At 66.1% G+C, this 26,606-nt stretch carries 32 protein-coding genes; 16 read left to right on the top strand and 16 right to left on the bottom strand.

Annotated features, from left to right (window positions below; genetic code table 11):
• Nucleotides 1-517 precede the first annotated feature (517 nt).
• The 3 genes from ON19_RS37720 to ON19_RS37730 all read left to right on the top strand — a co-directional run bounded on the left by ON19_RS37720 (nucleotide 518) and on the right by ON19_RS37730 (nucleotide 4,060).
• A complete protein-coding gene (locus ON19_RS37720; protein ID WP_157230075.1) occupies nucleotides 518-1,954 on the top strand; it encodes a helix-turn-helix domain-containing protein in 1,437 nt (478 codons plus the stop codon).
• A gap of 7 nt (nucleotides 1,955-1,961) precedes the next feature.
• Nucleotides 1,962-2,876, top strand: coding sequence for an aminoglycoside phosphotransferase family protein (locus ON19_RS37725; RefSeq protein WP_051169765.1), 915 nt, complete (start codon nucleotides 1,962-1,964; stop codon nucleotides 2,874-2,876).
• A 950-nt stretch (nucleotides 2,877-3,826) separates the two neighbouring features.
• Nucleotides 3,827-4,060, top strand: coding sequence for a hypothetical protein (locus tag ON19_RS37730; RefSeq protein WP_043704291.1), 234 nt, complete (start codon nucleotides 3,827-3,829; stop codon nucleotides 4,058-4,060).
• 9 nt (nucleotides 4,061-4,069) lie between these two features.
• On the opposite strand, the gene ON19_RS37735 is transcribed toward ON19_RS37730, so the two are convergent.
• The 4 genes from ON19_RS37735 to ON19_RS41265 are packed head-to-tail and all read right to left on the bottom strand — an operon-like array spanning nucleotide 4,070 to nucleotide 7,721.
• Nucleotides 4,070-5,686: a recombinase family protein gene (locus tag ON19_RS37735; protein ID WP_043704293.1), complete on the bottom strand. Its 1,617-nt coding sequence runs from the start codon at nucleotides 5,684-5,686 to the stop codon at nucleotides 4,070-4,072.
• Between the two features lie 34 nt (nucleotides 5,687-5,720).
• On the bottom strand, nucleotides 5,721-5,894 hold the full coding sequence (locus tag ON19_RS41260) for a hypothetical protein (RefSeq protein WP_438803656.1): 174 nt from the start codon (nucleotides 5,892-5,894) through the stop codon (nucleotides 5,721-5,723).
• Between the two features lie 56 nt (nucleotides 5,895-5,950).
• Nucleotides 5,951-6,517, bottom strand: coding sequence for a flavoprotein (locus tag ON19_RS37740; protein WP_043704296.1), 567 nt, complete (start codon nucleotides 6,515-6,517; stop codon nucleotides 5,951-5,953).
• Nucleotides 6,518-6,521: 4 nt separating this feature from the next.
• Complete coding sequence (locus tag ON19_RS41265) at nucleotides 6,522-7,721, bottom strand: helix-turn-helix domain-containing protein (RefSeq protein ID WP_157230076.1); 1,200 nt, start codon at nucleotides 7,719-7,721, stop codon at nucleotides 6,522-6,524.
• A 221-nt stretch (nucleotides 7,722-7,942) separates the two neighbouring features.
• Between ON19_RS41265 and ON19_RS37745 the strand changes: the two genes are divergently transcribed.
• The 10 genes from ON19_RS37745 (at nucleotide 7,943) to ON19_RS37790 (ending at nucleotide 14,652) form a co-directional block, all read left to right on the top strand.
• Nucleotides 7,943-8,431, top strand: coding sequence for a hypothetical protein (locus tag ON19_RS37745; protein ID WP_051169766.1), 489 nt, complete (start codon nucleotides 7,943-7,945; stop codon nucleotides 8,429-8,431).
• Nucleotides 8,424-8,753: a hypothetical protein gene (locus tag ON19_RS37750; protein ID WP_157230077.1), complete on the top strand. Its 330-nt coding sequence runs from the start codon at nucleotides 8,424-8,426 to the stop codon at nucleotides 8,751-8,753. Before ON19_RS37745 ends, ON19_RS37750 begins: the two co-directional genes overlap by 8 nt.
• A complete protein-coding gene (locus ON19_RS37755) occupies nucleotides 8,750-9,064 on the top strand; it encodes a hypothetical protein (protein ID WP_043704303.1) in 315 nt (104 codons plus the stop codon). The genes ON19_RS37750 and ON19_RS37755 overlap by 4 nt, the downstream gene beginning before the upstream one ends.
• Nucleotides 9,065-9,324: 260 nt before the next feature.
• Nucleotides 9,325-9,534, top strand: coding sequence for a hypothetical protein (locus ON19_RS37760; RefSeq protein WP_157230078.1), 210 nt, complete (start codon nucleotides 9,325-9,327; stop codon nucleotides 9,532-9,534).
• Nucleotides 9,535-9,621: 87 nt separating this feature from the next.
• On the top strand, nucleotides 9,622-10,152 hold the full coding sequence (locus ON19_RS37765; protein WP_157230079.1) for a hypothetical protein: 531 nt from the start codon (nucleotides 9,622-9,624) through the stop codon (nucleotides 10,150-10,152).
• Nucleotides 10,153-10,328: 176 nt separating this feature from the next.
• The gene (locus tag ON19_RS37770) at nucleotides 10,329-11,357 is read left to right on the top strand and encodes a hypothetical protein (protein WP_043704309.1); all 1,029 of its coding nucleotides are present in this window, start codon (nucleotides 10,329-10,331) and stop codon (nucleotides 11,355-11,357) included.
• 174 nt (nucleotides 11,358-11,531) lie between these two features.
• A complete protein-coding gene (locus tag ON19_RS39615) occupies nucleotides 11,532-11,954 on the top strand; it encodes a GFA family protein (RefSeq protein WP_227954886.1) in 423 nt (140 codons plus the stop codon).
• Nucleotides 11,955-12,133: 179 nt separating this feature from the next.
• Complete coding sequence (locus ON19_RS37780) at nucleotides 12,134-12,499, top strand: VOC family protein (protein WP_043704313.1); 366 nt, start codon at nucleotides 12,134-12,136, stop codon at nucleotides 12,497-12,499.
• Nucleotides 12,500-12,747: 248 nt separating this feature from the next.
• Nucleotides 12,748-13,101, top strand: a complete 354-nt coding sequence (locus ON19_RS37785; RefSeq protein WP_043704314.1) for a DUF4870 domain-containing protein — start codon at nucleotides 12,748-12,750, stop codon at nucleotides 13,099-13,101.
• A gap of 351 nt (nucleotides 13,102-13,452) precedes the next feature.
• Nucleotides 13,453-14,652, top strand: coding sequence for a hypothetical protein (locus tag ON19_RS37790; protein WP_043704317.1), 1,200 nt, complete (start codon nucleotides 13,453-13,455; stop codon nucleotides 14,650-14,652).
• On the opposite strand, the gene ON19_RS37795 is transcribed toward ON19_RS37790, so the two are convergent.
• From ON19_RS37795 to ON19_RS37835, 9 genes are all read right to left on the bottom strand, one after another.
• Nucleotides 14,649-15,161: a hypothetical protein gene (locus ON19_RS37795; RefSeq protein ID WP_043704319.1), complete on the bottom strand. Its 513-nt coding sequence runs from the start codon at nucleotides 15,159-15,161 to the stop codon at nucleotides 14,649-14,651. The genes ON19_RS37790 and ON19_RS37795 overlap by 4 nt on opposite strands.
• 94 nt (nucleotides 15,162-15,255) lie before the next feature.
• On the bottom strand, nucleotides 15,256-15,636 hold the full coding sequence (locus ON19_RS41270) for a peptidase inhibitor family I36 protein (RefSeq protein WP_083899982.1): 381 nt from the start codon (nucleotides 15,634-15,636) through the stop codon (nucleotides 15,256-15,258).
• Between the two features lie 150 nt (nucleotides 15,637-15,786).
• The gene (locus ON19_RS37805; protein WP_043704322.1) at nucleotides 15,787-16,755 is read right to left on the bottom strand and encodes an AraC family transcriptional regulator; all 969 of its coding nucleotides are present in this window, start codon (nucleotides 16,753-16,755) and stop codon (nucleotides 15,787-15,789) included.
• A 621-nt stretch (nucleotides 16,756-17,376) separates the two neighbouring features.
• On the bottom strand, nucleotides 17,377-18,609 hold the full coding sequence (locus ON19_RS37810) for a cytochrome P450 family protein (RefSeq protein WP_043704324.1): 1,233 nt from the start codon (nucleotides 18,607-18,609) through the stop codon (nucleotides 17,377-17,379).
• Nucleotides 18,606-19,877, bottom strand: a complete 1,272-nt coding sequence (locus ON19_RS37815) for a cytochrome P450 family protein (RefSeq protein ID WP_043704325.1) — start codon at nucleotides 19,875-19,877, stop codon at nucleotides 18,606-18,608. Before ON19_RS37815 ends, ON19_RS37810 begins: the two co-directional genes overlap by 4 nt.
• Nucleotides 19,874-20,518, bottom strand: coding sequence for a GTP-binding protein (locus ON19_RS37820; RefSeq protein WP_043704327.1), 645 nt, complete (start codon nucleotides 20,516-20,518; stop codon nucleotides 19,874-19,876). Before ON19_RS37820 ends, ON19_RS37815 begins: the two co-directional genes overlap by 4 nt.
• On the bottom strand, nucleotides 20,499-20,864 hold the full coding sequence (locus tag ON19_RS37825; RefSeq protein WP_043704329.1) for a DUF742 domain-containing protein: 366 nt from the start codon (nucleotides 20,862-20,864) through the stop codon (nucleotides 20,499-20,501). The genes ON19_RS37820 and ON19_RS37825 overlap by 20 nt, the downstream gene beginning before the upstream one ends.
• Nucleotides 20,861-21,277 (bottom strand): roadblock/LC7 domain-containing protein, encoded by a 417-nt coding sequence (locus ON19_RS37830; protein ID WP_043704331.1) that lies wholly within the window; start codon nucleotides 21,275-21,277, stop codon nucleotides 20,861-20,863. The genes ON19_RS37825 and ON19_RS37830 overlap by 4 nt, the downstream gene beginning before the upstream one ends.
• Entirely contained in the window at nucleotides 21,274-22,563 is a 1,290-nt protein-coding gene (locus ON19_RS37835; RefSeq protein ID WP_227954885.1) for a sensor histidine kinase, read from the bottom strand. Before ON19_RS37835 ends, ON19_RS37830 begins: the two co-directional genes overlap by 4 nt.
• On the opposite strand from ON19_RS37835, the gene ON19_RS43095 reads away from it, so the two are divergent.
• Nucleotides 22,556-23,017, top strand: a complete 462-nt coding sequence (locus ON19_RS43095; protein ID WP_169334258.1) for a hypothetical protein — start codon at nucleotides 22,556-22,558, stop codon at nucleotides 23,015-23,017. The genes ON19_RS37835 and ON19_RS43095 overlap by 8 nt on opposite strands.
• Nucleotides 23,018-23,124: 107 nt before the next feature.
• Here ON19_RS43095 and ON19_RS37840 read toward each other — a convergent pair whose 3' ends face one another.
• Nucleotides 23,125-23,541, bottom strand: a complete 417-nt coding sequence (locus ON19_RS37840) for a hypothetical protein (protein WP_157230080.1) — start codon at nucleotides 23,539-23,541, stop codon at nucleotides 23,125-23,127.
• Between the two features lie 175 nt (nucleotides 23,542-23,716).
• Here ON19_RS37840 and ON19_RS37845 point away from each other — a divergent pair, with 175 nt between their 5' ends.
• Together ON19_RS37845 and ON19_RS37850 are read left to right on the top strand one after the other, a co-directional pair.
• Entirely contained in the window at nucleotides 23,717-24,124 is a 408-nt protein-coding gene (locus ON19_RS37845; RefSeq protein ID WP_043704647.1) for a TIGR03668 family PPOX class F420-dependent oxidoreductase, read from the top strand.
• A gap of 83 nt (nucleotides 24,125-24,207) precedes the next feature.
• Nucleotides 24,208-24,639 (top strand): nitroreductase family deazaflavin-dependent oxidoreductase, encoded by a 432-nt coding sequence (locus ON19_RS37850; protein WP_043704650.1) that lies wholly within the window; start codon nucleotides 24,208-24,210, stop codon nucleotides 24,637-24,639.
• Here the strand turns inward: ON19_RS37850 and ON19_RS37855 are convergent.
• The gene (locus ON19_RS37855; RefSeq protein WP_051169768.1) at nucleotides 24,554-25,876 is read right to left on the bottom strand and encodes an MFS transporter; all 1,323 of its coding nucleotides are present in this window, start codon (nucleotides 25,874-25,876) and stop codon (nucleotides 24,554-24,556) included. The two genes, ON19_RS37850 and ON19_RS37855, sit on opposite strands and share 86 nt — an antisense overlap.
• Entirely contained in the window at nucleotides 25,876-26,517 is a 642-nt protein-coding gene (locus tag ON19_RS37860) for a GntR family transcriptional regulator (RefSeq protein WP_043704655.1), read from the bottom strand. Before ON19_RS37860 ends, ON19_RS37855 begins: the two co-directional genes overlap by 1 nt.
• Nucleotides 26,518-26,606 lie beyond the last annotated feature (89 nt).

Consider the following 26,606-nt stretch of genomic DNA (forward strand, 5'->3'; position numbering starts at 1 on the left):
CAGTCGGACGTCATCGGGGATGTCCGGCCGTATCAAGAATGTCCACCTGTTCTGGCGTGGATGAGATACCACCGGGCCGAGGTTCGAATCCTGTTGCTGCATACGGACTTTCACGGATTGGCCAAGGTGTGCGGGCATAGTCAACGCCCCGACATGTTCGACCTTCATTACGATTCGGCCGAGTTGAGGTGGGTCGATGTTCGCGGGCAGATCGCACACCCGCCGGTAGAAGTGGCAGCGGGACAACGGGGTGTCCCCGAACGGTATGTGCTCCATTGAGTTCAATCCCTTGAGTCGCGTTGCTGCGTGGAGGTTGGCTCGGTGGGTGTCCACTCGTGTAGGGCGTTCCTGCAGCGCTCGATCACATCGGCACGGCGGTCAACCGGCCATGGGATAGGCGGACCAACGAACGGTGTCCGGTCCGGTAGATCTGGGTTCGACATCGTGCCCCCTCAGTGCTGCGAAATGTTGTAGGTAAGAGTCGGCATCGGCCCCGCATCGGACGCAGGTTCAGTCTGTGACCAGCCGCACGGAGGTCGGTATATGTTTGATGCGGACAGAAAATCTGTCCGCATCCGAGGCTGCACCGAAGCCGGTCTCAAACGACCAGGTCAAAGAGGATGAAGCGATGGCCCAACAACCGCGCGAGCTGGCCGCTATGGAGTCGGCGCAACAGTTCTTCGGCGCGGAACTGCGGCACTGGCGACTGTTACGGAAGATGTCGCTGAACCGGCTCGGCGCTGTCAGTCACGACAGTGGTTCGCTGATCTGCAAGATAGAGAAGGCTCAACGGCGTCCAACACGAGATTTCGCACAGCGGATGGACGAAGCGCTGGAGACCGGCGGTGTCCTCGAACGCATGTGGGCCGACATGAATGCGCAAGCGCCACAATGCGATTCGACTATTTCGTTGGTAGCGGACGAGCCTAACGCGCCATGGGTCGGCTGTGACGTGTTCGATCCTGTGCGCGAATGGTTGGACGAGACTGTTCCGGTCTTTGCCACAGGCGAAAGCCATCGGCGTGTTGGCAACGCCGATATCGAGGTCATGTGGTCGATGTGCGACGTGTTCTCCAATGCGGACCACCACCTCGGCGGGGGCTACGCACGCGCGACTCTTGCGCGGTTTCTCGATGACGTAGTCGGACCGGCGCTGCGTGGCTCTTACGACAGTCGTATCGCGTCCGAGCTGTATGCAGTCGCGGCGCGGCTGTGCGACCTGAGCGGCTTTATGTGTTTCGATTCAGCTCGACAGGGGTTGGGACAGAAGTACTTTCGACAGGCTCTGCGGCTTGCGAAGGCAGGCGGCAATGCCGCGCTGGGGGCGCATATCCTCACGGACATGTCGATGCAGGCGCACTACCTTAGCCGTAAGAAGGAGGCGCTGTGGTTCGGCGCGGCGGCTGTACGCGCGGCAGAGCAATCGGGTTCACCGAGCAGTACCGCGCGGTGCAATGCAGTGTTAGCGCGTGCGCATGCGTTGAATGGCGATATGACCGCTGGCGCACAAGCGATGCTGGAGGCAGAGCGGCGGTTGAACCGTGCACGTCCGGATGACGAGCCGGATTGGATTCGGTTCTTCACTGATCGGCAGTTGTCGGCCGAGTTCATGTATGTGGCGCACGATGGGCGACGTGCTGTGGATGTACAGCGACGCGCACCTGTGGTTCTGGCGGATTCTGCGGGGATGGAGCGTCGGCAAGTGTTGGCAGCGGCGACGCTGGCGGCGTCGTACGTACCCGATTCCGACGAGGCCGCAACAGGCCAAAGTGTGGAGGTCGAGCAAGCGTGCCGGGTGCTCCTCGACACAATGCGCGTTGCTCGCGGCCTGACCAGCGCTCGCGGTATCGAGTTGATCAACATTGTCCGTCGTCGTCTGGCACCGTACGCTGATCTGGCTATCGTTCAGCAGGTCGAAGACGAGTTTCGATCCACAGTCGCACTAGTCGGGTAGGGCTGGCATGTCGTTGGAGGAGTACGCGGCGCTATCCGCCGCGTGCCAAGTCTGCGGGCTCGATCCCGCCGGGGCGGAGTTGATCCACCATTCGAGCAACGCTGTCTATGTCCTGCCACGTCACGGAGTTGTTGCACGGGTCGGCGCCAACGAGGCGGACTTCGACAGGCCGAGACGGATCTACGCAGTAGCCGAATGGTTGACCGCGCAGCACCAATTCGGCGCGACGGCTCCGCTCTCCGGCGTCGAACCGGTGCGAGTCAACGGGTACACGGTTGGATTCTGGCAGTACTACCGACAAGTGGCCGATACCCCGGAGCTGACCTCGAGGGAGCTTGGCCGTCTTCTCCGATCGCTGCATGACTTGCCCACGCCGACAATCGAACTTCAACATTGGACGCCGTTGGAATCGTTGCACGGAGCGCTTCTCGTGGACAGCACGGTGAGCGTCATCAGCGAGGACGAGCGTGCGTGGTTACTGAGTCGAATTGACCAGGTTCGCGCGCAACTGACCGAACTAGATTGGCCATTAGGCGTCGGACTGATCCATGGCGACGCCTGGGCGGGAAATCTTCTGTGGGACAACAGAATCAATCCACCTCGGCCGATCCTCGGAGATTGGGACTGGGTCAGCATCGGCCCACGAGAAGTGGACTTGATTCCGACATGGCATGCCGCGGTGCGGTACGGACGTGACGAGACGTGGGTTCGGAACTTCATCGAGGAGTACGGCTACGACTTGTCGCAGTGGTCTGGGTACCAGGTGCTGCTGGACATGCGTGACCTTGTTCAGGTAACTGGCCCACTCCGACGAGCGACAACTTCGGTGGAGCACGCCCACCGGTTGCGGCAACGACTCGATGACCTCCGTGCAGGCAACCGGCAATCGTCGTGGAGCCAGTACATTCCGGGCAGACTTTAGACCAGCGCAACTGTGTTAGCGGTCTTGTTGCTGCGAGGGTGGGGTGTTGGTTTCCGGTCGTGGTCAATACGTGGGGTTATGCGTGGGGAAATGCGGGGGGAAATGCGGGGGGCGATCAAATGACCCCACCCGCCCCCGTGTATCCGCAGGTGGCGGGGTACATCCGCGCGCGGGTGTTATCCAGGATTGTCTATTCAATTATTATGAATAGACATCCGTGCGTCGCGCTGCGTGTTGACTGCTAACCGCGTGCGGGAGTTCGGCTGTCCTCGCCGCCCGTCCAATACTCGCCGTCCCCAATCCCGGGTGTCTGGTGTTGTTCGGTGTGCGAACGGGCTCGGGCGCTTCTGTTCCTCCCGGCCGATGCGAGGGTACGGGCCGCGTCCGCGAAGCTGTCCGGCGCGGCGGCAGGGCGAGCAGCCCTGTGCCGGTGGGGGGTGGTGGGTGAGTGGGTCGATGAGAATTTTCCGTGGCACGTCCCATAGTGGGTTTTCCTGCATCTTTCGATGAGGTGATTAGAACGACCTACCCGGGCTCCGCGTATCCGCTGCTCACCGGCGGGATATCCGCGCGGATATCAACGTGGATTGTCTATACATCAAACGTATAGACATCCGTGCGCGGTCACGTATCTGCGATCGGCCTCGTAGTTCTGGTTGATTCTGTAGCGGCTTCTGGTGCCCTGCTTCTGCTGGTGACTATGTGCGGGTGTGTGCTCTCCCCACGACGCTGGGTCTGCTCGGATATGCGCTTGCCCGCACGGCCGTTCTCGGCAGACCGCCGCGCTCGCCCGCCAGGTGCCGACATCCGGTGCGGTAGAGACGCTCTCGCAGCGGCGATGAAACCGACTGTGACGAAATGCATACCGGGTGCGTGTCCCGAAGTCGCGTTTTCGGCGGAAGTAGGTGAGTACACCCCGTCGTCTGCCGACCGTGAGGGAGTAACCCGCCATGACCGGACAACCCGCTGAACCCGACTCCGCACCGCCCGACCCGGACCGGCCGGTGGTGGTGGCGCTGGACCCCGAACGGATCGACCACTGGCGGCACGTGGTCGCTGACCGGGAGCCCCTCGATCGTGCCCAGCTCGACGCGATCGCCGCCGTCCTGGACCGCGTCCGGGCACGGAAACGGGCCGCCACCAACAACGGTGGAGACCCGCACCAGTACCCGAACGCCGCCTGACAGGCCCCGTCAGGCCACAGCAGCACCGTCCCCGGCCCCGGTGCCCGCGTCATCCCTGTCGCGGGCACCGGGGCCGTCCTGAGCTCGGGGTGCGGTTGTGTTCTTGTCCACCAGCCGGATTCGGGTCCGGTCAAACGTCGGTCCCGCGATGGTGGCCGGATCGACCACGAGGCGGCTGCCGTGCAGCGCGCGTTTGATCATGGCGCGTTTGTCGGCGGTGCCCGCATCCGCCCACTGCTGCGACCACGCCTGCGCGGACTCCGCCCGCACCGCCGGGGAGTCCTCGATGTCGTCCTCGGCACCGAGGGCGTCGAGTTCGGCGGTGAGCTTGGCGATGCGGGCATCGACCCCGGCCATCACCGTGTCGTAGCGGTCGAGGCTGATCTCGCCCTTGCCCAACCGGGCCGACATCACCGTCGCGGTCTCACGCGCCTCGGCCAGCGCATCCGCGATCGGGCGGCGGCGTTTGGCCAGATCGTCAGCGGCGGCGATCAATGCATCGGCATGACGGGGATCGGACAGGATCGCCACCACCAGCGCGCCCACTTCCTGGTCCAGGGTCCGTGCATCGACCGAGACACGGTTGCAGCCGCCCCCGGTCTGACGTTTCTGGCATATGTACCGGCGGCGCACCTCCCCATCAGGGTAGTTGCGCCCGTACTGGGGACGGCCAGTCAAACCCTTCCCACACAATCCGCAGTGCACCAGCCCCGAACACACGTAGTCCGCCGTCGCGGGCCGACCTACCGGGGTGGTGTCACGCAGCGCGCACAGCCGCTCCCACTGCTGCGGTGTGATCAACGGATTCGCATCCGTCATCGTCGTGACGATCTCGCCGTGGTGGGTCACGAACCCGGCATAACGCGGGTTGAACACCACCCGCTTGACCTTTTCCCCGCTCCACGCGCGCCCGGTGCGGGTGGTGATCCCGCGCCGATTCAAATCCGCCGCGATCGTCTTATAGCCGATCGCGTCCTCTTTTACCGCTGTCGCGGTGTCCTGGTCCGCTGCTTGCGCTTTCGCTTGGATGTCTGCGTGTTTGTCAAGCACCCGGGCGACCATCTCCCGCACGATCGCTGCCTCGGACTCGCGAACGGTGATCCCGTCGCGTTCGTACCCGTAGGGGCGGTGTGAATGATTCGACTCCCCGCGTGCCACTTTCACCCGTTTGCCGCGCTTCACTCGCGACGACAGGCGATCCGATTCATAGGCCGCCGCGTTGAGCTGGTCACGAAATGCTTTGCGGCCGTTAGCTGTTTCCAGGTCGTATTCGCCCTCACTGTCGAGCACGACCAAGCCCCGCTCAGCGGCCAGGATCAACCGTTCACCCTCGATAGGGCGACGGGAGAACCGGGCCATGTCGAACACCACTACCCCACCGGTCTCCCCGGACTCGAGGCGCGCCATCAACGCATCCCACTTCGGCCGCCGCACACTCGGATTCCACGCTGAACGCCCATCATCGACATGCACCTGCCCCACGGTCGCACCCAGATCCTGCACCCGCACCGTGCAGTCATCTACCTGCCCGCCGGTGGACCGCTGTCGCTCATCACCCACCCGCGACACCCGCGCATAGATATCCAACACCAGATCATTACCGGCTGTGACCTGCGGTTTTGCCATGACGTTCACTCCCCAACGGGTAAGGGGCTACTAATCACATGCTAGCCCCGGCGAGCATCGCGACCTCCTCCCGCCGCAGGCCGGGCGTCCGCCGCCGCCCCACCGCCGCGAGGCCGATGTCCTCCGGCGTGAGCCGGGCCCTACGGGTGCGGAGGAAGTCGCGGAGCTGGTCACGCCGGTGCAGCGCCGCCGAGGATTCGCTGGCCATAGGCCACGGTAACAACCGGTACTCCGGGTCGTCTGGTCAGTTCGCCGGTGGACCGGTCAGGGCGTCCGCGACCACCTGTCTACAAGGGTCTTCCATGCGAGCGCCCAAGGGAACTGGTCTATGTACCGTTCTCCCGTCCCAGGATCATGCTGGCGGTATACCTTGTCGCCGACCAGAACCGTGACACCCCATCGTTCGAGCTCGGCCATTGCTTCCTGTACGGCAGGAAACCTGATCTGTGCCCAGTTCGAGAAGGGCATTGCGACGATGGGCAGCTGCTTGCCGACACCTTCGACCAGCAGACCCAGCGGCAGAGTGTCCGAGATCCCGGCCGCCCATTTGGCTAGCGAGTTACAGGTGATCGGAGCCACGATCATCGCGTCTGGAGGCGGCAGCACGTCCGGCGCGTCAGGGTCTTTGTACTCGCTGCGAACTGGGTGACCAGTCAGTGCAGCCAACGCGGCAGCGTCGATGAATCGCCGACCTTCTGGGGAGGCGATGACGCAGACATCCCAGCCGTCACGTTGGGCCAACTCCACCAGTTTGCCGACATCCCGTGCAGCGGGTGAACCCGTTACGAGTGCGTACAGTACCGGGCTCTGGTGTTCGTTCGTGTTTTCCATCAGCTCAGCCCCTTACCCCGCACCAGGCGGCGAAGTTCGCCAAGCTACTAGTGGTGCGCGAGTCACGCGCTGCCAATGCGTGAACCGTCTCGTGAACTTGCGGGTGGTATCGGGTCAACTGGGGTGCGATTCGTCGTGCCTGATTCAACGACTCCAGCGCACGCCGCCGATCGCCATGCAGCAACCACGCCCGCGATAGATCGATCCAGTAGTGGCCGCTGCGGCTCGGTGCCGTGCCAGCCGGGAGGTGAATGCCGTCGGCTCTCGACACAGCCGTGGTGCCGTCACACAGTTCGACCGGCACCGCTACACGATGAATATCGACGTTCGCGGCACCGAACTTCGTCCCGTAAGGGTTCGCTGCCTCATGTGACGGCATCGCCAGATCACCAGCCGCGCGCAAGTGCTCGTCGGCAAGTTCGCCGTCGCCACTTCGCGCCGCCAACACCGAAGCCCGTAGGTGCAGAGCGCCGCGGACCGCTGATGAACTCGAGTCCGTCGGCGCCAGGTCGACGAGCGCCGCCGCCCGGTCGATGCTCCGCAATCCTGCGTTGTACGACCCATCGAAGAGAAGGATCAGAGCATGGTTCCACTCACTTACGGCCGCGCGCAGCGGATCTCCGCCCAGCGATGCCGCCCGCCTCGCCCGCTCATCCGCCAGGTGCGCTAAATCGAGATGCCCAAGCCGGTACAGGGCCACTACAGCGTAAGAGTAGGCAGCAGAGAGCAATTCGAACACTTCAGGGCGATCCGACGCGGCTACATCATGACTGGCCCGATGCAGGTGGCGTAACACGTCGGGCAAGGCCCGCACTGCTTCCGCATGCTTTGTTCGGCGGTCGAACTCCTTGATCTCAGCGACCGCCGCTCGAAGCTCGACCAGCCCCCGAACAGCGGTATCGATGTCCGGATCGTCACCTTCTACTAACGCCTGCCGAAGCCCGGGAACACCCGACTGCTCTGAGTCCGGTGCAGCATTACGCGACCAGTACGGCTGCTCCGTCAGGTCGATCACACTGACACCCAACGCCGCCGCAACCGCGGCGATCAGCGACGGGCTAGCTGGCCGGGTACCACGCTCCACCTTTTGCAGTAACGATGACGACACACGCGCCCGCCGTGCCAGCGACACTTGAGTGACGCCATGCGTCTTGCGTACCTCGGCAATCCGCACACCGATGGCTGTTCTCGACTCGCCGGTCATATGCCCAGCGTCCAATGCGGAGAACCCCCACGTCAACCAAACTCGGCAGTGTGCCGATTTTGTGCGAGTTCCGGCCGACAATCTCCGCCACCCTCGATTCAGCCCCGACGCCGGGTGCACCGGGTTCTCATCCCGGCCCTGCTGGTCGTCCGATGACGGGCAGCCGGCGGTTCGGCCTCGGCGTCGGGCGCACACCAACGCATCGAGCAGGGGAGTCGTTCGTGAATTCATCGAAACAGCCTGGGCACACACCGTTGTCGGTGTGTCACTTCTACCGGCGGGTGTGTGACCTGCCCGCCGAAGTTCGCCCGCCGCATCTGGGCCGCATCACGCTCCGCGTGGGCCGGGTGTGCGGGGTGATGATGCCCGCGTTCATCGGCTCGGAGGTCAAAACGTGGATGCGCCAGCATGGCCAGCAGGTCGGGCCGGTACTGACGCACCCGCGTTCGCAGCGCTGGACGTTCCTCACCGGCCCGGACTTGCCGGAGGACATTCGGTTGTTCGCGGAGATGTCGCGTTTGGGTGTGTCGATCCTGCGTGCCGGAGAGATCGCGCTGCCTGGTCCCGGGCAGCGCCCCGGCTTGTTCCGGGCCTGGGTGCACCCGCCCCGCGATTCCTACCGGCCATCGGGGCGGGTGGTGGTCGAAGCGATCCGGGGATGCGCCGCCCAGCATGTGCGGCAGCGACGGCGGGGGATGGCGTATGCCTGACCACAGCAGCACGGCCGCAGTGCCGCACGGGTGCGGCCCGGCGTGTGGGCCGTGGATCACCGTCGAACAATGCGGCCTGTTCACCTTCCACCATGAGACCGGTGAGGTGTTGTCGGTGAGGTGCCCGTCGATGAACTGTTTCGGGCAGATGGTGAAGGTCGTCCACGGCCGTATGGCCGACCACGATTCCCCGTTGGACATTGCACTCGGAGGCCAGAAATGCCCGTGGATCGGTATCCGCGTCGTATTCGCCGCCCGATACCCGGACCTCGCCGCCCAGTCCGCGCCGTCACCAACGCAGCCGCCGCAGGCCGGTCGATGATCGGGGACCGCGACGCCGAGCGCGCCGACGCCGAACTCGACGTCCTCACCGACGTTATCGGCACCCTCGTTGCCGCCACCACGGACGCCGTGCGGGACGGGATGACCGACACCACCCGCGTGCGTGTGATGGCGATGGTGGTCTTGGAGCTGATCAGCAGTGCCCGCACTGCTGCCGGTCCGCACACCGGACGGCTGTATGCCGCCCCGGTACTCGATCCGATCATCGAGAACATTCCCGCCGCCGAGGACCTGACCTTTCTGGACCTGTTGATCCCCGCGATCATCGGCCAGCACATCAACCGCACTTGACCCACCCAGACCGCCCCGGCACACCCGCGTGTCCCCTGGTCTGCCCTTTGCACCGCAGGGGCAGCACGCCCGTGCCGGGGCACCCAAAAGGGGGAAGGATGCGCGGGCGGGACTCCACATCGATGTGCCCAACCGAACCCGCCGCCATTCTTCCCCGAACCGACTCGAATCTACTGAGCGACAACAGTCTTCGCTCTGATGCGACGCCCTTGTACGGAAGGTCCGCCTATGCGCACTCCCGCCAGAAAGCGGGGTATGTGATGACATCCCCGCTACCGAACGAACCGGATGTGCACCTGATCGTGCGGCTGCGCGGCTACCACTTGCACTACGCGGCATGCTTCACTGCCGCTTTGATCTTCGTCCAGGACGAAGGGGTACGGCACCGCACAGACGGCGTATCCGTCGCTGGTGACGCACCCGACTGCCTACCGAGGTTGCCCGAGGAACGGCTGTATGTAGAGCGATGATGTGACACCCACCTCCACCCGCCGCTTGCCCGGTGTCCGTGCGGGCGCGAGACTGACCTGTTCGGACCACAACGAGAGGGAGTGAATGTGGAGAATGACGAGCAGATGATTATGGACCTCGGTGTGGAAATCGAGGTAGACGAAAAGCTGGTGCGGCAGCGGCAGGAATGGGCCGCGTGGATTGCGCCGGAGCGTATGGAATCGCAGATACAGAAATTCCTTACGGACACGCTTCCGGATGTGCACCCGGAATTGTCACCGTGCCCATGGTGGGAGCGTCCATTTCTGTCCCATATCGAAGAAGCGGCCGACGCCGTTTTTCTCGACGCACTAACTACACTGTCGCCCGAGAATGCCGATACCGTCGATCAGTACGCTCGTTTCCTTGGTGAGTATTTCGTCCGGCAGGCGGGTGCGGAATGGTTCGATGCTCCTGGCACCAGCGCTCCGATATACGAGGTGATCGGCCCGAGTCTGCGTTTCGGCTACACCGATAGCGTTTTCGGTGCGCTCTATCTCGTGCAGTGGGCGATCGAGGAAGGTTGCTCGGACGTAACGATGGAAGCTCACAGCATGGGCCTGGACTGGGACGACTGGAAAACCCACTCTCGCCGGTGATGGCGTATACCACAACATCTCTCACCTGACTTCTGCTCCACGGGGGTGGCCGACCTATGTCCGACGACGATGCTAGACGCCGGGAGGAAAACCGCGAGAGATTCCGCCGACAAGAGGCGCAGAGCAGACAGCGTGGCCGGGACAATCCCCAGAAGGGGGAGCGGTTTCATCGGGGTATGGCGCAGATGCGCGGCGAGACCCGCGAAAACGGGTGGGTTCGCGAGCGCAGAGAATACACCACGGAAGGGAACCGCCGTATCGACCAGGCGCGCGTGTATACCGAGCGTGGAGAACGTGCTTTCACCGAATATAAGTCCGGTCGTGTCGATGACACGCAAGAGACGCGCAAGCAAATCGCCATAGACCGGCATCTACTCGAGACGGGAAGATATAATTCCGGCGCTTGGGTAACGGTCCAGGGAAAGCATATCCCGCAGGAAATCCGTGCTTTGCTTCAGCAGATGGAGCGGGATTTCAAGGGCCGATTCCAGCACATTGAGGTATCGCAAGAATTGGCTGTGCAGGCCATCGACTTGGGTAAGAGCCTGGAGCTGGTTCAGCAGCTCGAATTGCCCGGTGTCGGCGAGAAGGCGCGGCAGCAGCGGCAGCAGGAGAAGGCGAAGCGGCAGGAGAAAATCGCAGAGCTGGCGAAGGCGCGTGAGCGAGCCGAGAAGTTCCGGAAGATGCAGCAGTTCCGCGAAGCCGCTGCGTGTGGTCGGGCGGAGGCTCCGCGGCAGGTCGAACGCGACCGGCAGGCCAGAGAGGAAGCCGAGCGTGCCAGGCAAGCACACCGAACGCCGGAGAACGAGCGGGCACGGGTGGAACGGGAGGCCGCCGAACGGGTGGCGCGGGAATTCCCGGTGCCCGACCAGTACTCGCAGCGGGAGGCCGCCGATGCTGGGGAACAAGCGGCCCGAGAGGCGGCCGACGCTGCCGGCGTGGAGCGTGCAGCAGCCGAGGCCCGCGCGGCAGCGGAGAAGGAGCGTGAGGCTGCCTTGCAGGACCTGAACAAGGCGCGGAACGCGGCGTTCAGGGAGTTGGACGAAAAGGGGCGTCTGTCGGAGGTGGAAAGACTGTTGTGGTTGGGGCAGGCGCAGCACCCGCAAGCGGCAGTCCGGCAGCCGCCTGGTCATGTCCCGGGTGTTGTGCGAGGCGGCACCGGGCATGGACAGGACCGCTCGCGCGGAGTAGCTCGCGAACAATAGCCGTCCCCGCTCGATCGGCTCACAGTGTGGCCGGTTTGAGGTTGCCCCGGTCTTCCGGACGTGGCACCTGCATCGGGTCCAGCCGCAGAATGGGCATCGCACACATGCTTCTCTGAACTAACCTCGAGCCGATCGACGGTGTGGCTGGATCAGTGGGCGTGTGCCGCCCGACTCGTGGCGATCAACAACGCGCGCCATTGGATGAAACGACATGGTGTCCAGCAAAGGAGCGATGTGAACGGCGGCTGTCTCTGCGGCAATATCCGGTTCTCCGCGACCGGCGACCCGGACTTCCCTCATCTGTGCTCGTGCGAGCACTGCCAGAGGCTTTCAGGTGCCCCTGTGATGTCGTGGGTGTCTTTCCCGGAGGAAGGATTCGCGTGGACCGGTCCGGGTGGGGAACCGACCTGGTTCGAGACCTTCCCGCAGATCCGCCGCGGGTTCTGTCCGAAGTGCGGTTCCTCGGTCGCGTCCAAGGGAGATGAAGCCGGCTTGGTGGGGGTCACGATCACGGCCTTGGATGATCATGCCGACCTGGTGCCGGTCAAGCAGAGCTTTGCTCACAACGCGGTCCCGTGGATGGCCCCGCTGAGTTGAGGCGCTGCCCTGCTGGACAACCCATCCGGGCTGTCTCGCAAGGGTGTTGGTTTCGTTCTCCTAGCCCCCGCTGGACGGTCGCGCCAGGGTGATCACGACGGGCCCGGTCAGTGTGTCGCATAGTGAGCGTGACGATTCGAAGTGGAGACGACGGAAGACTCCGCCTCTATGGTGGACCGATGGCGTCGGTTAGACAGATCCAAGTCACCTTCGACTGCGCGGAACCTGAGCGCGTCGCTCGTTTCTGGTCTGAGGTATTGGGGTACGAGCACCGGGGCTCAGCATGTATTGATCCCTCAGGTGCGGGCCCGCGCCTGTACTTCCAGCGTGTGCCCGAGGGGAAGGTCGTGAAGAATCGGCTGCATCTCGACGTGCGGGTCGGCACCGGGCTCGTGGGTGACGAGCGCGTGGCTGCACTCGAGTCCGAATGCGCACGACTGGTCGCGCTCGGCGCGGTACGCGTGCGACTGCTGCGCGCCGATGGAGTCAACGAGTCGTGCCTGGTGATGCAGGACATCGAGGGCAACGAGTTCTGTCTCGACTGAGTAGTCGAGAACGTGGCACCTTCGCACGGATCCGCCAGCGATCAGCACGAACATCCGCTTCTGCCGCATAGCGCGCTGATCGAACTGGCTGGCGCGGGCAGGCGACCTTCAGTGAGGATTCCGGTCGCCGGCTGGCCGGCGACCTGTGGGTTCGTGCTGAAACCTGGGATCGGTAGGTGGCGTGCGCGGCGTCTACTTATCGCATGACATCTTCACAACCTCCTACGAACCAACCGCAGTCCGCCGGCTTGGACAAAAAGACCAGCGCGATCCTGTCGTACGCACTGGGGTGGCTCACCGGAATCATCTTCCTATTCGTGGGAAAGAACGATCCCGATGTGAAATTCCATGCCTCGCAATCGATCGTCTTCTTCGGGGCGGTCTCGGTGGTCAATATTGTTCTGAGCATCGTCGGCTCGCTCCTCGGAGTCCTGGGGATCATCTTCAGCCTCGCCGGACTCGCAGTCGCGGTCTTCGCAGTCGTCGTCTGGATCATGGCCATGGTCCAGGCGAACAACACCGGCGGTGTCCGCGCAGAGCTTCCCATCGTCGGAAAACTCACTGCGCCATATGCCGATCAGTTGGCCAACGCGGTCAAGTAGCGGCGTATTCGAAGGCTGTCGGCACCCCCGCCGGCGGCCAGACACGACAGTCCGAAGAGCAACGGCCCGAGGCTATCTCGGGCCGTTGCCGTCCGCGCGGAACGTCCGGTCATGGCTCCCGTTTATGTCAAGAGGCGGTGGTCAGTTCGATCGGGGCTGTCGGCATGGAACCAACTGAGCGCCGGGCGCGGTGAAGTCATCGGGTGTTCGCGTGCCGTATGTCGAATCGATCACCGACCGAAAACCACGACCGGTTCCATGAAGACACCGAACTGAACGTTTGTCCAGTTCAATGTTTCGCGTTGGTTCGTCGCCGCACCAACGGCCGACCGACCGACGGAGTAGCTCGCCATGCGGATGCCGCGACTCCTCGCGCCACTGATCGGTGCGCTCGCCCTGACCACCGTTCTCACCACCGCCGTCCCCGCCGACGCGCGGGCCGAGACCGACTCACTCGCCGCCACGCCGGTGACGGACGCGCCGTGCGGTGTCGGCGCGCCCACCTTCGACGACATCGTCGGGGCCGCGGCCACCGCCCTGCGCACCGCCATGCCGGCCGACCAGATCACGGTCTTCGACCAGCGGGTCGCCGAATTCCGGAACACACTGGCCGCCGTCCGCGTGCACCGAGACGGGCTGCCGGTGCATCCCGAGACGGTCAATCCGCGAACAGAATTCCTGGACGATCCGATCGTCACCTACCTCGTCAACAGCCTCGACGCCGTCCGCACCGGGCGGATCGACCAGACCGTGTCGGTGTCCCAGCTCACCGTCAACGACGCGATCGAAACCTTCATTCTCGCGACCCGGATCGTGAAGATTCCCGCGCAGTTGGCCGCGAGCCTGGTGCCCACGGTCGGGATCGTGCTCAAACCGTTGGTGGGCGCGGCGTTCAACGGGGTCAAGACGTTGGCGCGCGAGGTCCAGGACCACATCGCCGCCACCTGCGCCGCACCGAACCGGTATCCGCGGCTGACGCTGGAGGAGCCGGTCACCGAGCGGGTGGCGCTGCCCGCGCCGATCATCGACCTCGCCAACACGCTCATGCGCGCCGACGGCGGCTGCACGCCGGTCGCCGAACTGACCATGTCCACGCTGGTCGAGCGCACCCGTTCCTACCTGGAAACGCAGCCGCTCGACCACATCGCGGTCGACAGCACCGCCGAAGCCGTGCAGACGTTCCTGCGCGACAACCGCGTCGCCAAGATCGCCCTCATGCGGCGCACCGAAGAACTCGGCCCGCTGGTCGACGCCATCGATCACGGCGTGCTGACCTTCCTCACCAATTTCGGGTTCGACCTCTACGAAGGCACCGCGCTCGACACCGTCGCCCTCGCCGACGTCCGCGTCGAACACGCCTTCGACCTGGCCACCCTCGCCCTCGACATCACCAGCCTGCTGCTCAGCGTCGGCAACACCGCGCTCGGCTGGACCGGCGTGGCATCGCCGGTCACCACCCCGCTGTCCCTCGCCCAAACTCTCGCCTTCGCGCCGACGACCTACGGCACGCCGATCGTGAAGGGCGTCATGCAATCCATGTGCGCCACCTAGGCGGCTGGGGTCAGTCTCCAGTTGTTGTACTGGCTCCACCACTCGGCGGTCCGGCCCGTGCCGATCTCTTGGGCGTTACCGCGCAGGTAGCCATCGTCGAACCAGGTTCCTTGGTAGACACCGGTTTTCCCATCGGACCAGCGGATGGTGAATCTGATCAATCGTCCCTGGATCCGGCCGTCCACGACCTCACCGGAGAAGGTAAGGGTGTTGGCGACTCCGTTGAACGACATGATCGTGTTTGCCGCGTTGGTCTCACGCCAGGTGACCTTGACTTTGAATCCGATCGGGTTATCGTCCGTACCGGACAGGCGCTGATGCACACCCCAATCGGTCTGCAGATCCACCGAGCTGGGTGGCACAGCTGATGCGGGCACGGTACCGGCGATGGTGAGAGCGGCAGTCGCGCCGAGCACGAAAAGCCAAGCGGGCAGGATACGTTTGATGGCGGCGGTGATACCGATGGTGAGAGCGCCCAGTCGAAGGGCGTGTGCGGTGCGAGAAAACATGGAGATCTCCCCATTATTCCGGTGGCGCAGGGGATCTCGTGCTGTGACACATATCCGGGCACGCCACTTCGATGTTGCTCGTCGGCGAGCATTCCTAGTCGCAGACCTTCAATGCGTCGGCCTGGTTGTCGCCACCGGCCGGCATATTGCCCCGGCCGTTGTCGGGAACGGAGGCGAGCAGTTGCCACTGCTGACCGTTCCAGTTGTAGACCCCGACGGTCTTTCCGGTGCGGTTCCAATATGAGGTCAAACGATCGCCGACACCGCCGTTGCCGATGTCGTGGAGCAGACAGTTCGCGTCGATCTGGACGAACATGCCGGTGCCATCGCGGTGGTCGAAGCCGCAGAATGTTCCTCCCGGGCAGTCATAAGCCGCCGAGGCCGGAGCAGCTGAGATGACCGTGCCGCACGCGACGGCCGCGAGCGCGGCTGTCGCCGCGATCGCGGAACGGCGAGGCAGTGAGCGTGAAAACATGAGTGTCCCTTCGGAGCCGGTCGTCCCGGGCTGAACCGGCAAACTCCAGAGCCTGCCTCGCAGTCCGGCCTCCTCATGATCAGCGGCTCGGGTACGCCGTGACTATCCTCGCCGCGCGAGTTATGTCCGCTGGACGCGAGCGGATCCGTCTCAGCTGCGCAGGGTCGTGGACGGGCTCACACCCCAGCGCTTGCGATACAGGGCCGAGAACCGCCCGAGGTGCCAGAAACCCCAGTCGGCGGCGATTGCCGCGATCGTGGTCGTGGTGGGGTCCGCTGCGGCGAGTTCGGCGTGCACCCCGACGAGCCGGGCTTCGCGTAACCGCTCGGTCGGGGTGGTGTCCAGATACCGCCGGAACCCTTCTTGCAGGCTTCGCACCGAAATCCCCACTGCCGCGGCAATATCGGCGACGGAAGGCATATCCCGCGCCTGGTCGGCGATCAATTGTTCGGCTCGGCGGATGGGCCGCGGAGTTGAGTTCGCGACGCTACCGCCGAACAGCAGCTCCGAGCAGCTGTTCGGTTGGGCCAGCAGGAGTTGCGACATGATCAACTGTTCGAACTGCGGCCGCAACCGCGAGTCGCGGAGCAGGCCCGGACCTGCGGCGTCCAGGTGCAGCATGCGCAGCGTTTCGAGCCAGGACCGGACAGCGGGTGAGCGCAACTGCATCGTCGGCGACATCCGCAGCGGGCGATCCGGCGACCGGCCGAGTACCCGCCGCAGGTGCGTATCGAGCGCGTCCCGGTCGATCCGGACGAGCAGATGCCGGCTGCGGTCGTGCGCGTTCATATCCAGCGGCGCATCCGGATCGGGGACCGACGCGACAGTGGTGTCGGAGGCAATATCCATAGCACCTGTGCGAACTCGGACCCGGCCGGCCAGTGGGATCTGGACGATACAAAAGCTCTCTGTCGGCTCGGATCTGATCCGAACCTGGACCCCGTACCCGAGATAGGCCAGGCCGATGTCCCCGAAGCCGATGAAATCGCACCGCGCGTCCATGGTGCCGGGCCCCGGATCGAGCCGATGATCCCGCAGAATTCGGCCCATCCGCACCCGCGCCTCCTCCGCGTCATTGGTGCGGAACAGGCGATGCCCGGACAGCGGTTCGACGTCCATTCCCACTCCCGAAGCACAGTCACCGAAGGTCGGAAGTCCGATTCTAGCGGCGCCACCCGACTCCAATACTGGTTGCGCGCAAGGAAAATCCGCAACGCCGACAAGATCGCCGCCGCAGCTGCGGCTACTGCCCACCCACAGCACATCAGCCTGCCCCGCGAGGCTCTCACCGCCACCATGATCGCCGATTTGGCGAGGGAAGCCGCGGCCCTCAACGGCGCTCATCCGCGACAACCGGCCCTACCAACCGGCCCACCCGGCACAGCAGCAGCCTGCCCTAGCTTGACAACTCCATTGGGAAGTCTCCGGTAGATCTCCGGTTTTTCTTGGTCGTTAAACCACCTACCTGAGACCTCACCCATCCACCGACGCAGACAACAGCTTTCACCAAACGGTTGGGGGTGGCACCGCACAGCGGTGCCACCCCCAACTCACTTCGACACAGACCCTAGTACTCCGGCCGGACTTCGTGATCGATGATGCTGCTGGTCAGGCCGCCGGCCGAGCTCGACAGCGTAGTCGGTGACCGGTGGCAGCAACAGTTCGACGAGTTCACCGCCAGTCGCCTCAGCAGCTCGCTGTGCGCAGCAACTGGCAGCAGGCCGGCTATGTCGTTTCGGGTCAGTTCCCGAGATGCACCGGGAACGCTTCGAGGTCGTTCTGGGTGAGCACGGGCAGGTTGCGGATCTCCTCGACCGGCACGGCGAAGCGCAGGCCGGGGAAGCGATCGAACAGGGCGGGCAGCGCGATTCCCGCTTCCAGGCGGGCGAGTGCCGCACCAGGGCAGATATGCGGGCCATAACCGAACGCCAAGTGCCGGTTGGCCGTCGGGCGGGCAACGTCGAAATCGTCGGCGTCCGGGCCGTGCACGGCGAAATCCCGCCCGATCGCACGGTAGGACATCACCACTCCCTCGCCCTGCGCGATGACCGTGTCGCCGACGGCGATGTCCTCGGTGGCGAACCGCATCAGCAGATGGGTGACCGGGCTGTCCCAGCGCAGGGTTTCCTCCACCGCGGCTTCCCAAGTGAGTTCGCCGGTGCGGATGGCGCTCAACTGGTCCGGACGCCCGAGCAGTGCGCGTACGGCGTTGAGGATAAGACCGATCGTCGTTTCGTGTCCGGCGGCCACCAGCGCCTTCAGGTTGCCCACCACCTCTTCCTCGGTGAGCGGCTCGATGTCGTCGCCGACGATGAAGGCGCTGGTCAGATCGTCGGTCGGGTCGGCGGTCTTCTTGCGCACCAAGTCGGTGAAGTAGGCGTCAAATTCGTCGATCACCCGTAGCCGCTCGTCCTGCGGCGTCAGCAGCGAGAAGAACGCCTTGTACCAGCAGAGCAGCATCGGATGGTCGGCCCGGTCCACGCCCATCAGCTCACTGATCACCCGCATCGGCAGCGGATAGGCGAACACCGTCTTGAGGTCCACCGCCGCGCCGTCGCGTCCGGCCTCGGCGAGATCGTCCAGCAGTTCGGCGGTCATCCGCTCGATCGCCGGCCGCAGCGCGTCCAGCCTGCGCTTGGTCAACGCCTGGGTGGTCTTGATCCGCAGCTTGCGGTGCTCGGCGCCGTCGACGGTGAACATGGAACGGCCGGCGTCGATCATGCCGATCAGCGGCCACTGCCTGGTCACCGCGCCGGACTGCCACAGCGACCAGGCGCCGATGTCCTTGACCAGCCTGGTGTCGACGAGCAACTGCCTGGCCAGAGCGTGCTGGGTGACCGTCCAGGCGGGCACACCGAGCAACTCGATCCGGGTGAGCGGACCGGCGGCGCGCAACCGGCTGGTCTCCGTGCCCAGGTCGCCGACCATCGGGTCGATGACAAGGGTCGCTGCGTGTGGGCATTCAGTGCTCACGGGTTACCTCCGACGGCGCGAACGGGTGTGAAGCGGACAGGCAGGGATGTCATGCCGCGCAGGAAGGCCGACGGTCGCCGGACCAGGTTCCGGGCGGGCACCGCCAGGTCGAGGTCGGGCAGCCGGTCGAGCAGCACCTCGATGCCGGTGCGCGCGATGACCTCGGCGATCTCCTGTGCGGGAAACGGGCAGCGGTATTCGCCGTAGCTGAAGGCGAAGTGTGCGCTGTTGCCGGTGTGCGCCGGTTCGGCGCCGTCGGAGACATGCTGGCGCACATGGGGATCGGCATTGGCCGCGGCCAGGCCCAGCAGCAGCATGTCCCCGGCGCGGATGACCTTGTCGCCCAGCCGTGTGTCGCGGGCCGCCCAGCGCCCGGCGAGGATCTGGGTGGGCGTGTCCTCCCACAGCACTTCGTTCATCGCCTGGCCCACGCTGTGGCGCCCGCTGCCGAGCGCGGCGGCGAACCGGTCGTCGGTGAGCATCAGCCGCACCGAGTTCCCGATCCAGTCGGCCGTGGGCAGGTACCCCGCGGCGGTGATCGCCATCAGGTCCAGGACGTATTCCTGGTCGGTGAACGCACCGGGTCGCGCCAGCATCCAGGACACGAGGTCGGCGCCCCGCCCGGCCTTCTTGGTCGCGAGCAGATGCTGCATGTGCTCGGCGAACTGCTGATGGGCGGCCTGGGCGTCGGACCCGCCGTCGGCGAGCGTCTTCATCGTCCACGCCACCTGGGGCCCGTCCTCGTCGGGGAAACCCAGGATCCGCGCCAGGGCCAGCACCGGCAGCGGCTCGGCGTAGTCGGCGACCAACTCCGCTTCGCCCCGTCCACAGAACGCGTCGATCAAGCGGTCGGCCAAGTCCTCGCAGGTGCGCCGCAATTCGAAAGTGTCGACCATTTCCAGCGCGGGCTCCACCATCGCCACGTGCCTGCGGTGCTCCGCGCCCGCGGTGAAGTAGATCGACGGCATCGGCTGCCCGACCATCGGCAGCAGCGGCCAGTCCGCGGGGATGTTCGGCCACTGGTTCCACCGGGCGACGTCGCGGGGGAACAACTCGGGATCGCTGGTCACCTGGTGCAATTCGCGATAACCGATGACCAGCCACGCGGGGACGCCGCCGGGCAACTCGACGCCGACGACCGGACCGTGCTCGCGGCGCATCTCGTGATAGAGCTGATGCGGGTCGGTGTGGAAACGCGGACCGCTCAACGCGACCGGAGCGGCGTGGACGGGGCAGCTGTCGGTGGAACTCGGCGCGGGCACGGTCATGACGCGGCCTCCGGAGTCGGGAGCAGGGGACGCCGGGCCGCAGGGGGCGTGGCGATGGAGTAGAGGTGCTCGACGAGGGTGATCAGCACGCCCGCGCCGGACTCGCGGGAGCGGGCGTCGCAATCGATCACCGGCACGTGCGGATCCAGGTCGAGCGCGTCGCGAACCTCGCCGGGCCGGTGACCCGCGCCGAAATCGTTGCAGGCGACGATGAACGGCGTCTTCTGGTGTTCCAGCCGGTCGATGGCGTACCAGGAATCGGCTATGCGGTGCGGGTCGACCAGCACGATGGCGCCGAGCGCGCCGGTGAACAGCCGATCCCAGAGGAACCGGAACCGCTCCTGTCCCGGGGCGCCGAACAGATACAGCACGTGCTCGTCGTCGATGGTGATCCGCCCGAAGTCGAAGGCGACGGTCGTCGTCGATTTGCCCGGCGCGCCGCTGGGGTCGTCGATGTCCAGCCCCTCGTCGGTCATGATCGCCTCGGTGTCCAGCGGGCGGATCTCGCTGACGGCGCGGACCATCGTCGTCTTGCCGACGCCGAAACCCCCGACGATGACGATCTTCAGTCCCCGCCTGGTCGCACGGTGCAGGGGTGCGTCCGCGCGGGCGGGGCGCGGATCAGAGTTTGCGAAGTCCAACGAGCACCTTCTCGAGCGTGGTGGTGTCGGGCAGGCAATGCCAGGGCGCGCCGGGAAGACCGCTGCGCGGCGGACGGACGGTGATCTTGCCCGCGTGCAGCAGGTCCGACAGCAGGATGGTCGCGATGCCGACCGGAATGCGCAGTTCGGCGGCGATTTCGACGACGGCGGTCGGGGCGCGGCACAGGTCGAGGATCGCCACGTGCTCGGACTGCATGCCCGGTGTGGGCGCGCACTCGCTGACCACCAGGGTGACCAGATCGAAGGTGTCGGAGTCCGGCTTGCTCCGTCCCCCGGTCAGCGTGTAGAGCCGATCGGGGTCGTCGTCGCGGCCTGGCCTGGTCACGACACGCTCGCTCCCGGGAAGCGCGGCGCGGCCGCCAGGTGCTCGCCGAGCTGTTCCACCAGCTCCCGCATGTTGTGACCGACCAGCCCGGCGTCCGCGTCCTCGGTGGCGACGACCGCGATATGCGCGCCCAGCCCGGCTTCGACGATGAACAGGATGCCGCCGTAGAACTCGGTCATCGACTGGCGCACCCCCGCCCGGCCGTCGCCGAATTCGACCGATGCCCCGTGCGAGAGGCTCTGGATGCCCGCGGCGATGGCCGCGAGCTGGTCGGCTCCGTCCACGGTGAGTTCGGGCGTGTGGCAGATCTTCAACCCGTCGCTGGACAGCAGCAGCGCGTGCCTGGTGCGCGGTGTGCGGGTGAGCAGCTGATCCAATAGCCAGCTCAGCTGGGCGGTCTCGGAGGTTGTCATCGTTCGTTCTCCACGGAGACGGAAGGGGCGGGGGAAGGGGTGACGGCACTGTCGGTCGCGCGCCCGGCCACCGCGCGCTGGAACGCGCCGAGCGAGTCCGGCCGCGCCGCGGGTGGCGTCGGCGTGGCCGGTTCCGGTGCGGCGAGCCCTTCGGGATGGACGGCGGCCAGCGTGCTGCCTCGGCGTCGCTTGGGCAGCGCCGGACCGGCAGCGGACGGTTGTGCCGTGCCGGAGCCCACCGGCTCCGGTTCGGCGGGCGCCCGTTCCGGCGGTGCGGTGGCGTCCGCGCGCTCCCGCGTGACGGGCAGCATGCCGGTGGTGGTGGACGACTGCGGCCGCTCCACACGAGTGGTGAGATCCCGCGGGATCACCACGACCACGGCGGTGCCGCCGATGGCGGAAGGACGGTAGGAGACGGTGAGGCCGTGCTTGCGCGCGAGATTGCCCACCACGGCGAGGCCGAGCCGGGTCCCCGTCAGTGACGAGAGGTCGAGTCCGGAACCGCGTGCGTCCGGTCCGGTGGCCGACACCGCCGCCTCGGCGCGGCGCAGCGCGAAGGCGCTCATGACCAGTCCGCTGTCCTCGATGGTGATGATGACCCCGGCCGGGACCTCGGCGGCGTAGACGTGCACCTCGGTGGTGGGCGGGGAGAAGTTGCAGGCGTTGTCGAGCAGTTCCGCCAGCGCGTGCATGACGCCTTCGGCGGCATGCCCGGAGACCGCGATATCGGCGATCGCGCGCAACCGCACCCGCTGGTAGCCGGCCACGCGACCCATCGCGCCGCGCAGAATCGATTCCATCGCAATCGGTTTGGCCCACCTGCGGCCGGATCGCGCGCCGCTGAGCACGGCGATGCTGTCGGCCAGTCGCCCCGCCTGGGCGGTGTGGTGATCCAGTTGCAGCAGGTCGGCGAGCACGGTGGGATCGCCGTGCCGGTGCTCCATCTCGCGCAGCTCCGCGAGCATGCTGGTGGTCATCGCCTGCATGCGCCCCGCGGCGCCCGCGAAGGCCGCCATGGCGGCGGCGCGGCGGCTCTCGCTGCTCTTCGAGCGCGCCGTGTGTTCGGCGACCGCCTCGGTCGCGGCGGTGACCTCGGCGTGCGCACCGGCGATGGCATGCACGCGGTCGTCCCGGGCCTGGTCGGCGTCCCGCCGGGCGTGCCGGGCTTCCCGGCGGAAGTACACCGCCGTCGTCACCGCGGCGCACAAGGCGATCGCCGCGGCGGTGGCGCCCACCGCGAGCGAAATTCGGAATTCGGCGGGTGCGTAGTACACCGCCGTGGTCACGATGGCCGCGCTCGCGACAACGCAGGCCGACAACGTGGCGTACGGCGGTTTCGAGCGCCGGACAGCGCCTTCGCCGAGTTCACTCGCCGCCGGATGCAACAACTCTGACAAATTTCGTACTTCCGCACTCGCGCTCACCGCCGGAGAATTGACATCCCCTTACCCCCTTCTGCGTGCACTTTCGCCCCAAATACGCAGACCGACAAGCATTTTCGAATCTCGCGGCAAGAGCATAGCGGGACGGGCGGTGCCGCGCCACCCGGGCGGATTTCGCGGGCGCGCGGCACGACCGGATATTCCCGCTACCGTGCCGATGCTCGGATTACGCTGGCGACGACCGAAAAGCGCTGCTTCGCAGCGCGGTCAGTGGGAAATTGCCGAAAAATCGTTTGCCTGGAATTCACTATCCGTGCTCGCGCTGGTGCGGGCAGCGGTATTGCGGACGGATATTTGAAATCTAGATTATCGACGCGCCGGGCAGCCGCGTCGAGCGAATCGGCGGTGTGGCCGGCCCGCCGGTCTACCGGAGCCGGGGGCCGAAACCGAGCCGCTGTCGTTCGATCAGAGTTGTGCGGTTTGCTCGCACGGAGGCAGGCCGTCGGCCTCGCGGAGTACTTCGGCGACGGACTCCAGGTACAGCAGCGTGCGCAGCGACACGCCGTTCACGGCTTGCCCGAGGCGGCGCAGGGCCGAATTGTCCAGGTGCGCGATCACTTCGGCGTCGTCGGCCCGGTCGGGGCCGGGATCGAAGACGAAGTAGTTGGGGTCGAGCCCGAACACATGGGCCAGCCCGGCGCGTGCCTGCTCCGGCAGTGCGGTGAGCTGCCCGCGCCGGACTTTCGCCAGGTGACCTGGTTCCAGGTCGTACCCGGCTGCGGTTACCCACGTCTCGACCGTATCGTCGGCGAGCGGGCGCCCGTGCGCGCGCTCCCACATCTCGAACGCTAGGTTCAGCCGGGCAGTGATATCGATGTCCACGACCGCCTCCACCTTCTGGGGACATAGCTTCTTGACGGGTCAAACATTCACTCGACCGTAGCGTGGGAGCAGTCGATCACCGTGATTTCACGGCAAATGTCCGGTTGCATAGGGGGCGGAACAGACTCGATCCCCGAATTACGGGGACAACGGCGTCGAGGAGGCGGATGTGCGACTGAGTTCCGAGGAAGCGCGCAAACGATTCGCGACCAGCCCGGTCGCGCGGTTGGCGACCGTCTCGGCGCGGTCGCGCCCGCATCTGGTGCCCATCGTGTTCGTCGTGGCGGGCGAGGTGATCTACACCAGCGTGGACGCGAAGCCGAAGACCACCACGGCGTTGCGCCGCCTGGACAACATCGCGGCGAACCCCGCGGTCGCCGTGCTCGTCGACCGCTACGGCGACGACTGGACCCAGCTGTGGTGGGCCCGCGCCGACGGGGACGCCCGCATCGCGGAACCCGACGAGGCCGCAGCGGCGATCCGGCGATTGACCGAGTGCTACCCCCAGTACGAGCAGCAGCCGCCGCCGGGCCCGGTGATAGCCATCGACGTGGCGCGCTGGTCGGGGTGGTCCGCGCGCTGAGCGGTCCGCGCCGGTTCGGGTACAGTCCGATTCGTCGCATCCCCCTGCGGCAGTCCACCTGTCGAGCCGATCGTGAGGATCGCATGCCCTCGAATTTCGCGCTGAAGGCCATGAATACGGCGCATCGTGTCCTGTTGAAGATCAGCCTCGGGAAGGTGGGCAATGACTTCGCGGGCATGCCGTCGCTCGAGCTCACGACCATCGGCCGCAAATCCGGCAGGCCGCACGCCGTGATGCTCACCGCTCCGGTCGTCGACGGCGACACCTACGTCATCGTCGCCTCGCGCGGCGGCGACCCCGTGCACCCGGCATGGTTCCTGAACCTGCGCGACAACCCGGACGTCGTCGTGTCGGTGCGCAGCGGCCCGAAGGTGCCCATGACGGCTCGGGTGGCCACGGCCGAGGAACGGGCCGCGCTGTGGCCCCGCGTCACCTCCGCGGCGAAGAACTATGCCGACTATCAGACGAAGACCACGCGCGAGATTCCGCTGGTGCTGCTGACGCCGAAGGGGTGAGACCGCCCTCGGGTGACGGTCGGGCTCGGTAGTCGCGCAGCATCAGCGTCAGACATCCGGCCGCCGCCAGCGCGCCCGCGCCGAGCATCGCCGGATAGCCGAGGCCGACGGCTTCGTGCAGGAACGAAAGCAGGGCCGGGACGCCGAAACCCAGATAGCTGGCCGAATAGAACACCGCGGTCAGCCCGGCGAGATCGTCGGGGCGGGCGATGCGCTCGATCTCTTGCAGCCCGGCCACCAGGCCGATGCCGTAACCGGCGCCGAGCACCGCGGCGGCGGCCAGCGTCGCCCACAGGGTCAGTAGGCCCGAAGCCGCCGCGGCGAGGATCATCCCGAGTGTGACCGAGGTCAGCGCCACCACGGCCGCCCGCGCGGTGCCGGGCCGATCGATCCGGCGCGCGACGGACTGGACCGCGAAGCCACAGCCCAGCGTGATGACACACACCACGGCGGAGAACGCGATCGGCGCCGCGCCGACCTGCGGTGCCATCAGCGCGGGCAGCACCGCGTACGCCGTCGCGGCGGAAGTGAACAGCCACACGGCGACCGGGATCGCCACCATGCGGAACCGGCGGTGACCGGTCGCGGGAATCCGCAGGTCAGCATGGAGCCGCCGCGGATCGCGGCGGGGCGGGACGGTTTCCGGCGCCCGCCTGACCCACACGGCGGCGACCAGGCACAGCGCTACGTTGATCAGGTACGCCAAGGTATTCGGCCACGGCGCCCATTGCGCGAGCACCCCGGCGCAGCCTGCGCCGACCGCGAAACCACCGGTGAGGCTCATCGCGGAGCGACGCGCACCCGTGCCCGCGGCGAGCTCCGGCCGGTAGGGCGGCTGCGCCAGCTCTTTGAGCCAGCTGCCGCCGACCGCCATCGCCAACCCGAGCGCGACGCCACACAGCACCCGTCCCGCCGACATCAGCGGTACCGACGCGGACCCGAACGCGAGCAGCAGTGATCCGGCCGCGGCGATCAGCGGTGCGGGCCGCAGCAGGGCGCGGCGGCCGTGGCGATCCGAGAGCGGACCGCCGATCAGCAACGCGGGCACGATGCCGAGCACGTAATAGAACAGCAGCAGATCGACGGTCGTGGCCGCCAGTCCGTCGCTCTTGTACATCACCAGCAGCGGCGTGAACTCGTTGCCGCCCCAGGCGATCGTGAACATCGCGGCGGCGACCCCGCGCCACGGACTGGAGACGACCCGGTCACCGGGCGCGGTGACGGTGAGTGTCGCCATCACCGGCTCCGTAGTTCCAGCTGGTGGACGCCGGACAGATGCTCGACCAGTGCGTCGGCGAACCCGTCGACCTCCGCCGCCGCGATCAGCTCGGCCAGCCGTGCGTGCTGCTCGATGATCCGGGTCATGTCGACCGGGCCGCGGCGCAGGGCGACGCTGTTCATCCGGCGCTGGCGTTCACGCAGCCAGTCGTAGAAACCCGACAGCAGCGGATTGCCAGCGGCGAGGACGTAGGTGCGGTGGAAGTCGGTGTCCGCGAGCGCGAATCCGTCGAGGTCGCCCGCGGCGGCCAGGTCGCGCTGCCGCTGGATCGAGGAATGCAACGCGTCGACCAGCATGCCGGTGTCGGTCGCGGTCGCGCCGCGAACCGCCGCGGTCTCCACCACGTACCTGGCATGCACGACGTGCTCGGCTTCGTCGGGTGGGATCGGTACCACCAGCGCGCCGCGCTTGGGGTACAGCTTCATCCAGCCCTCGGTCTCCAGCCGCAGGAAGGCCTCGCGCACCGGCGTGCGGGAGGTGCCCAGCTCGGCGGCGATCTCGCCCTCGCTGATCAGCTCGCCCCCGGCCAGCGCGCCGGCGAGGATGCGCTCCTTCACGACACGATAAGCCTGTTCAGCCGATGAATACGTCTTAGACACAAGTTGTATCTTAGCCACCGGTTCGCGGCGGGTTTGCGAGGTGGTCGACGAACGGGATCTGCCGAACGCACGCCGAAGATGGTGCGGAC

Source organism: Nocardia abscessus NBRC 100374 (assembly GCF_000308455.1).
Taxonomy (GTDB): Bacteria; Actinomycetota; Actinomycetes; order Mycobacteriales; family Mycobacteriaceae; genus Nocardia; species Nocardia abscessus.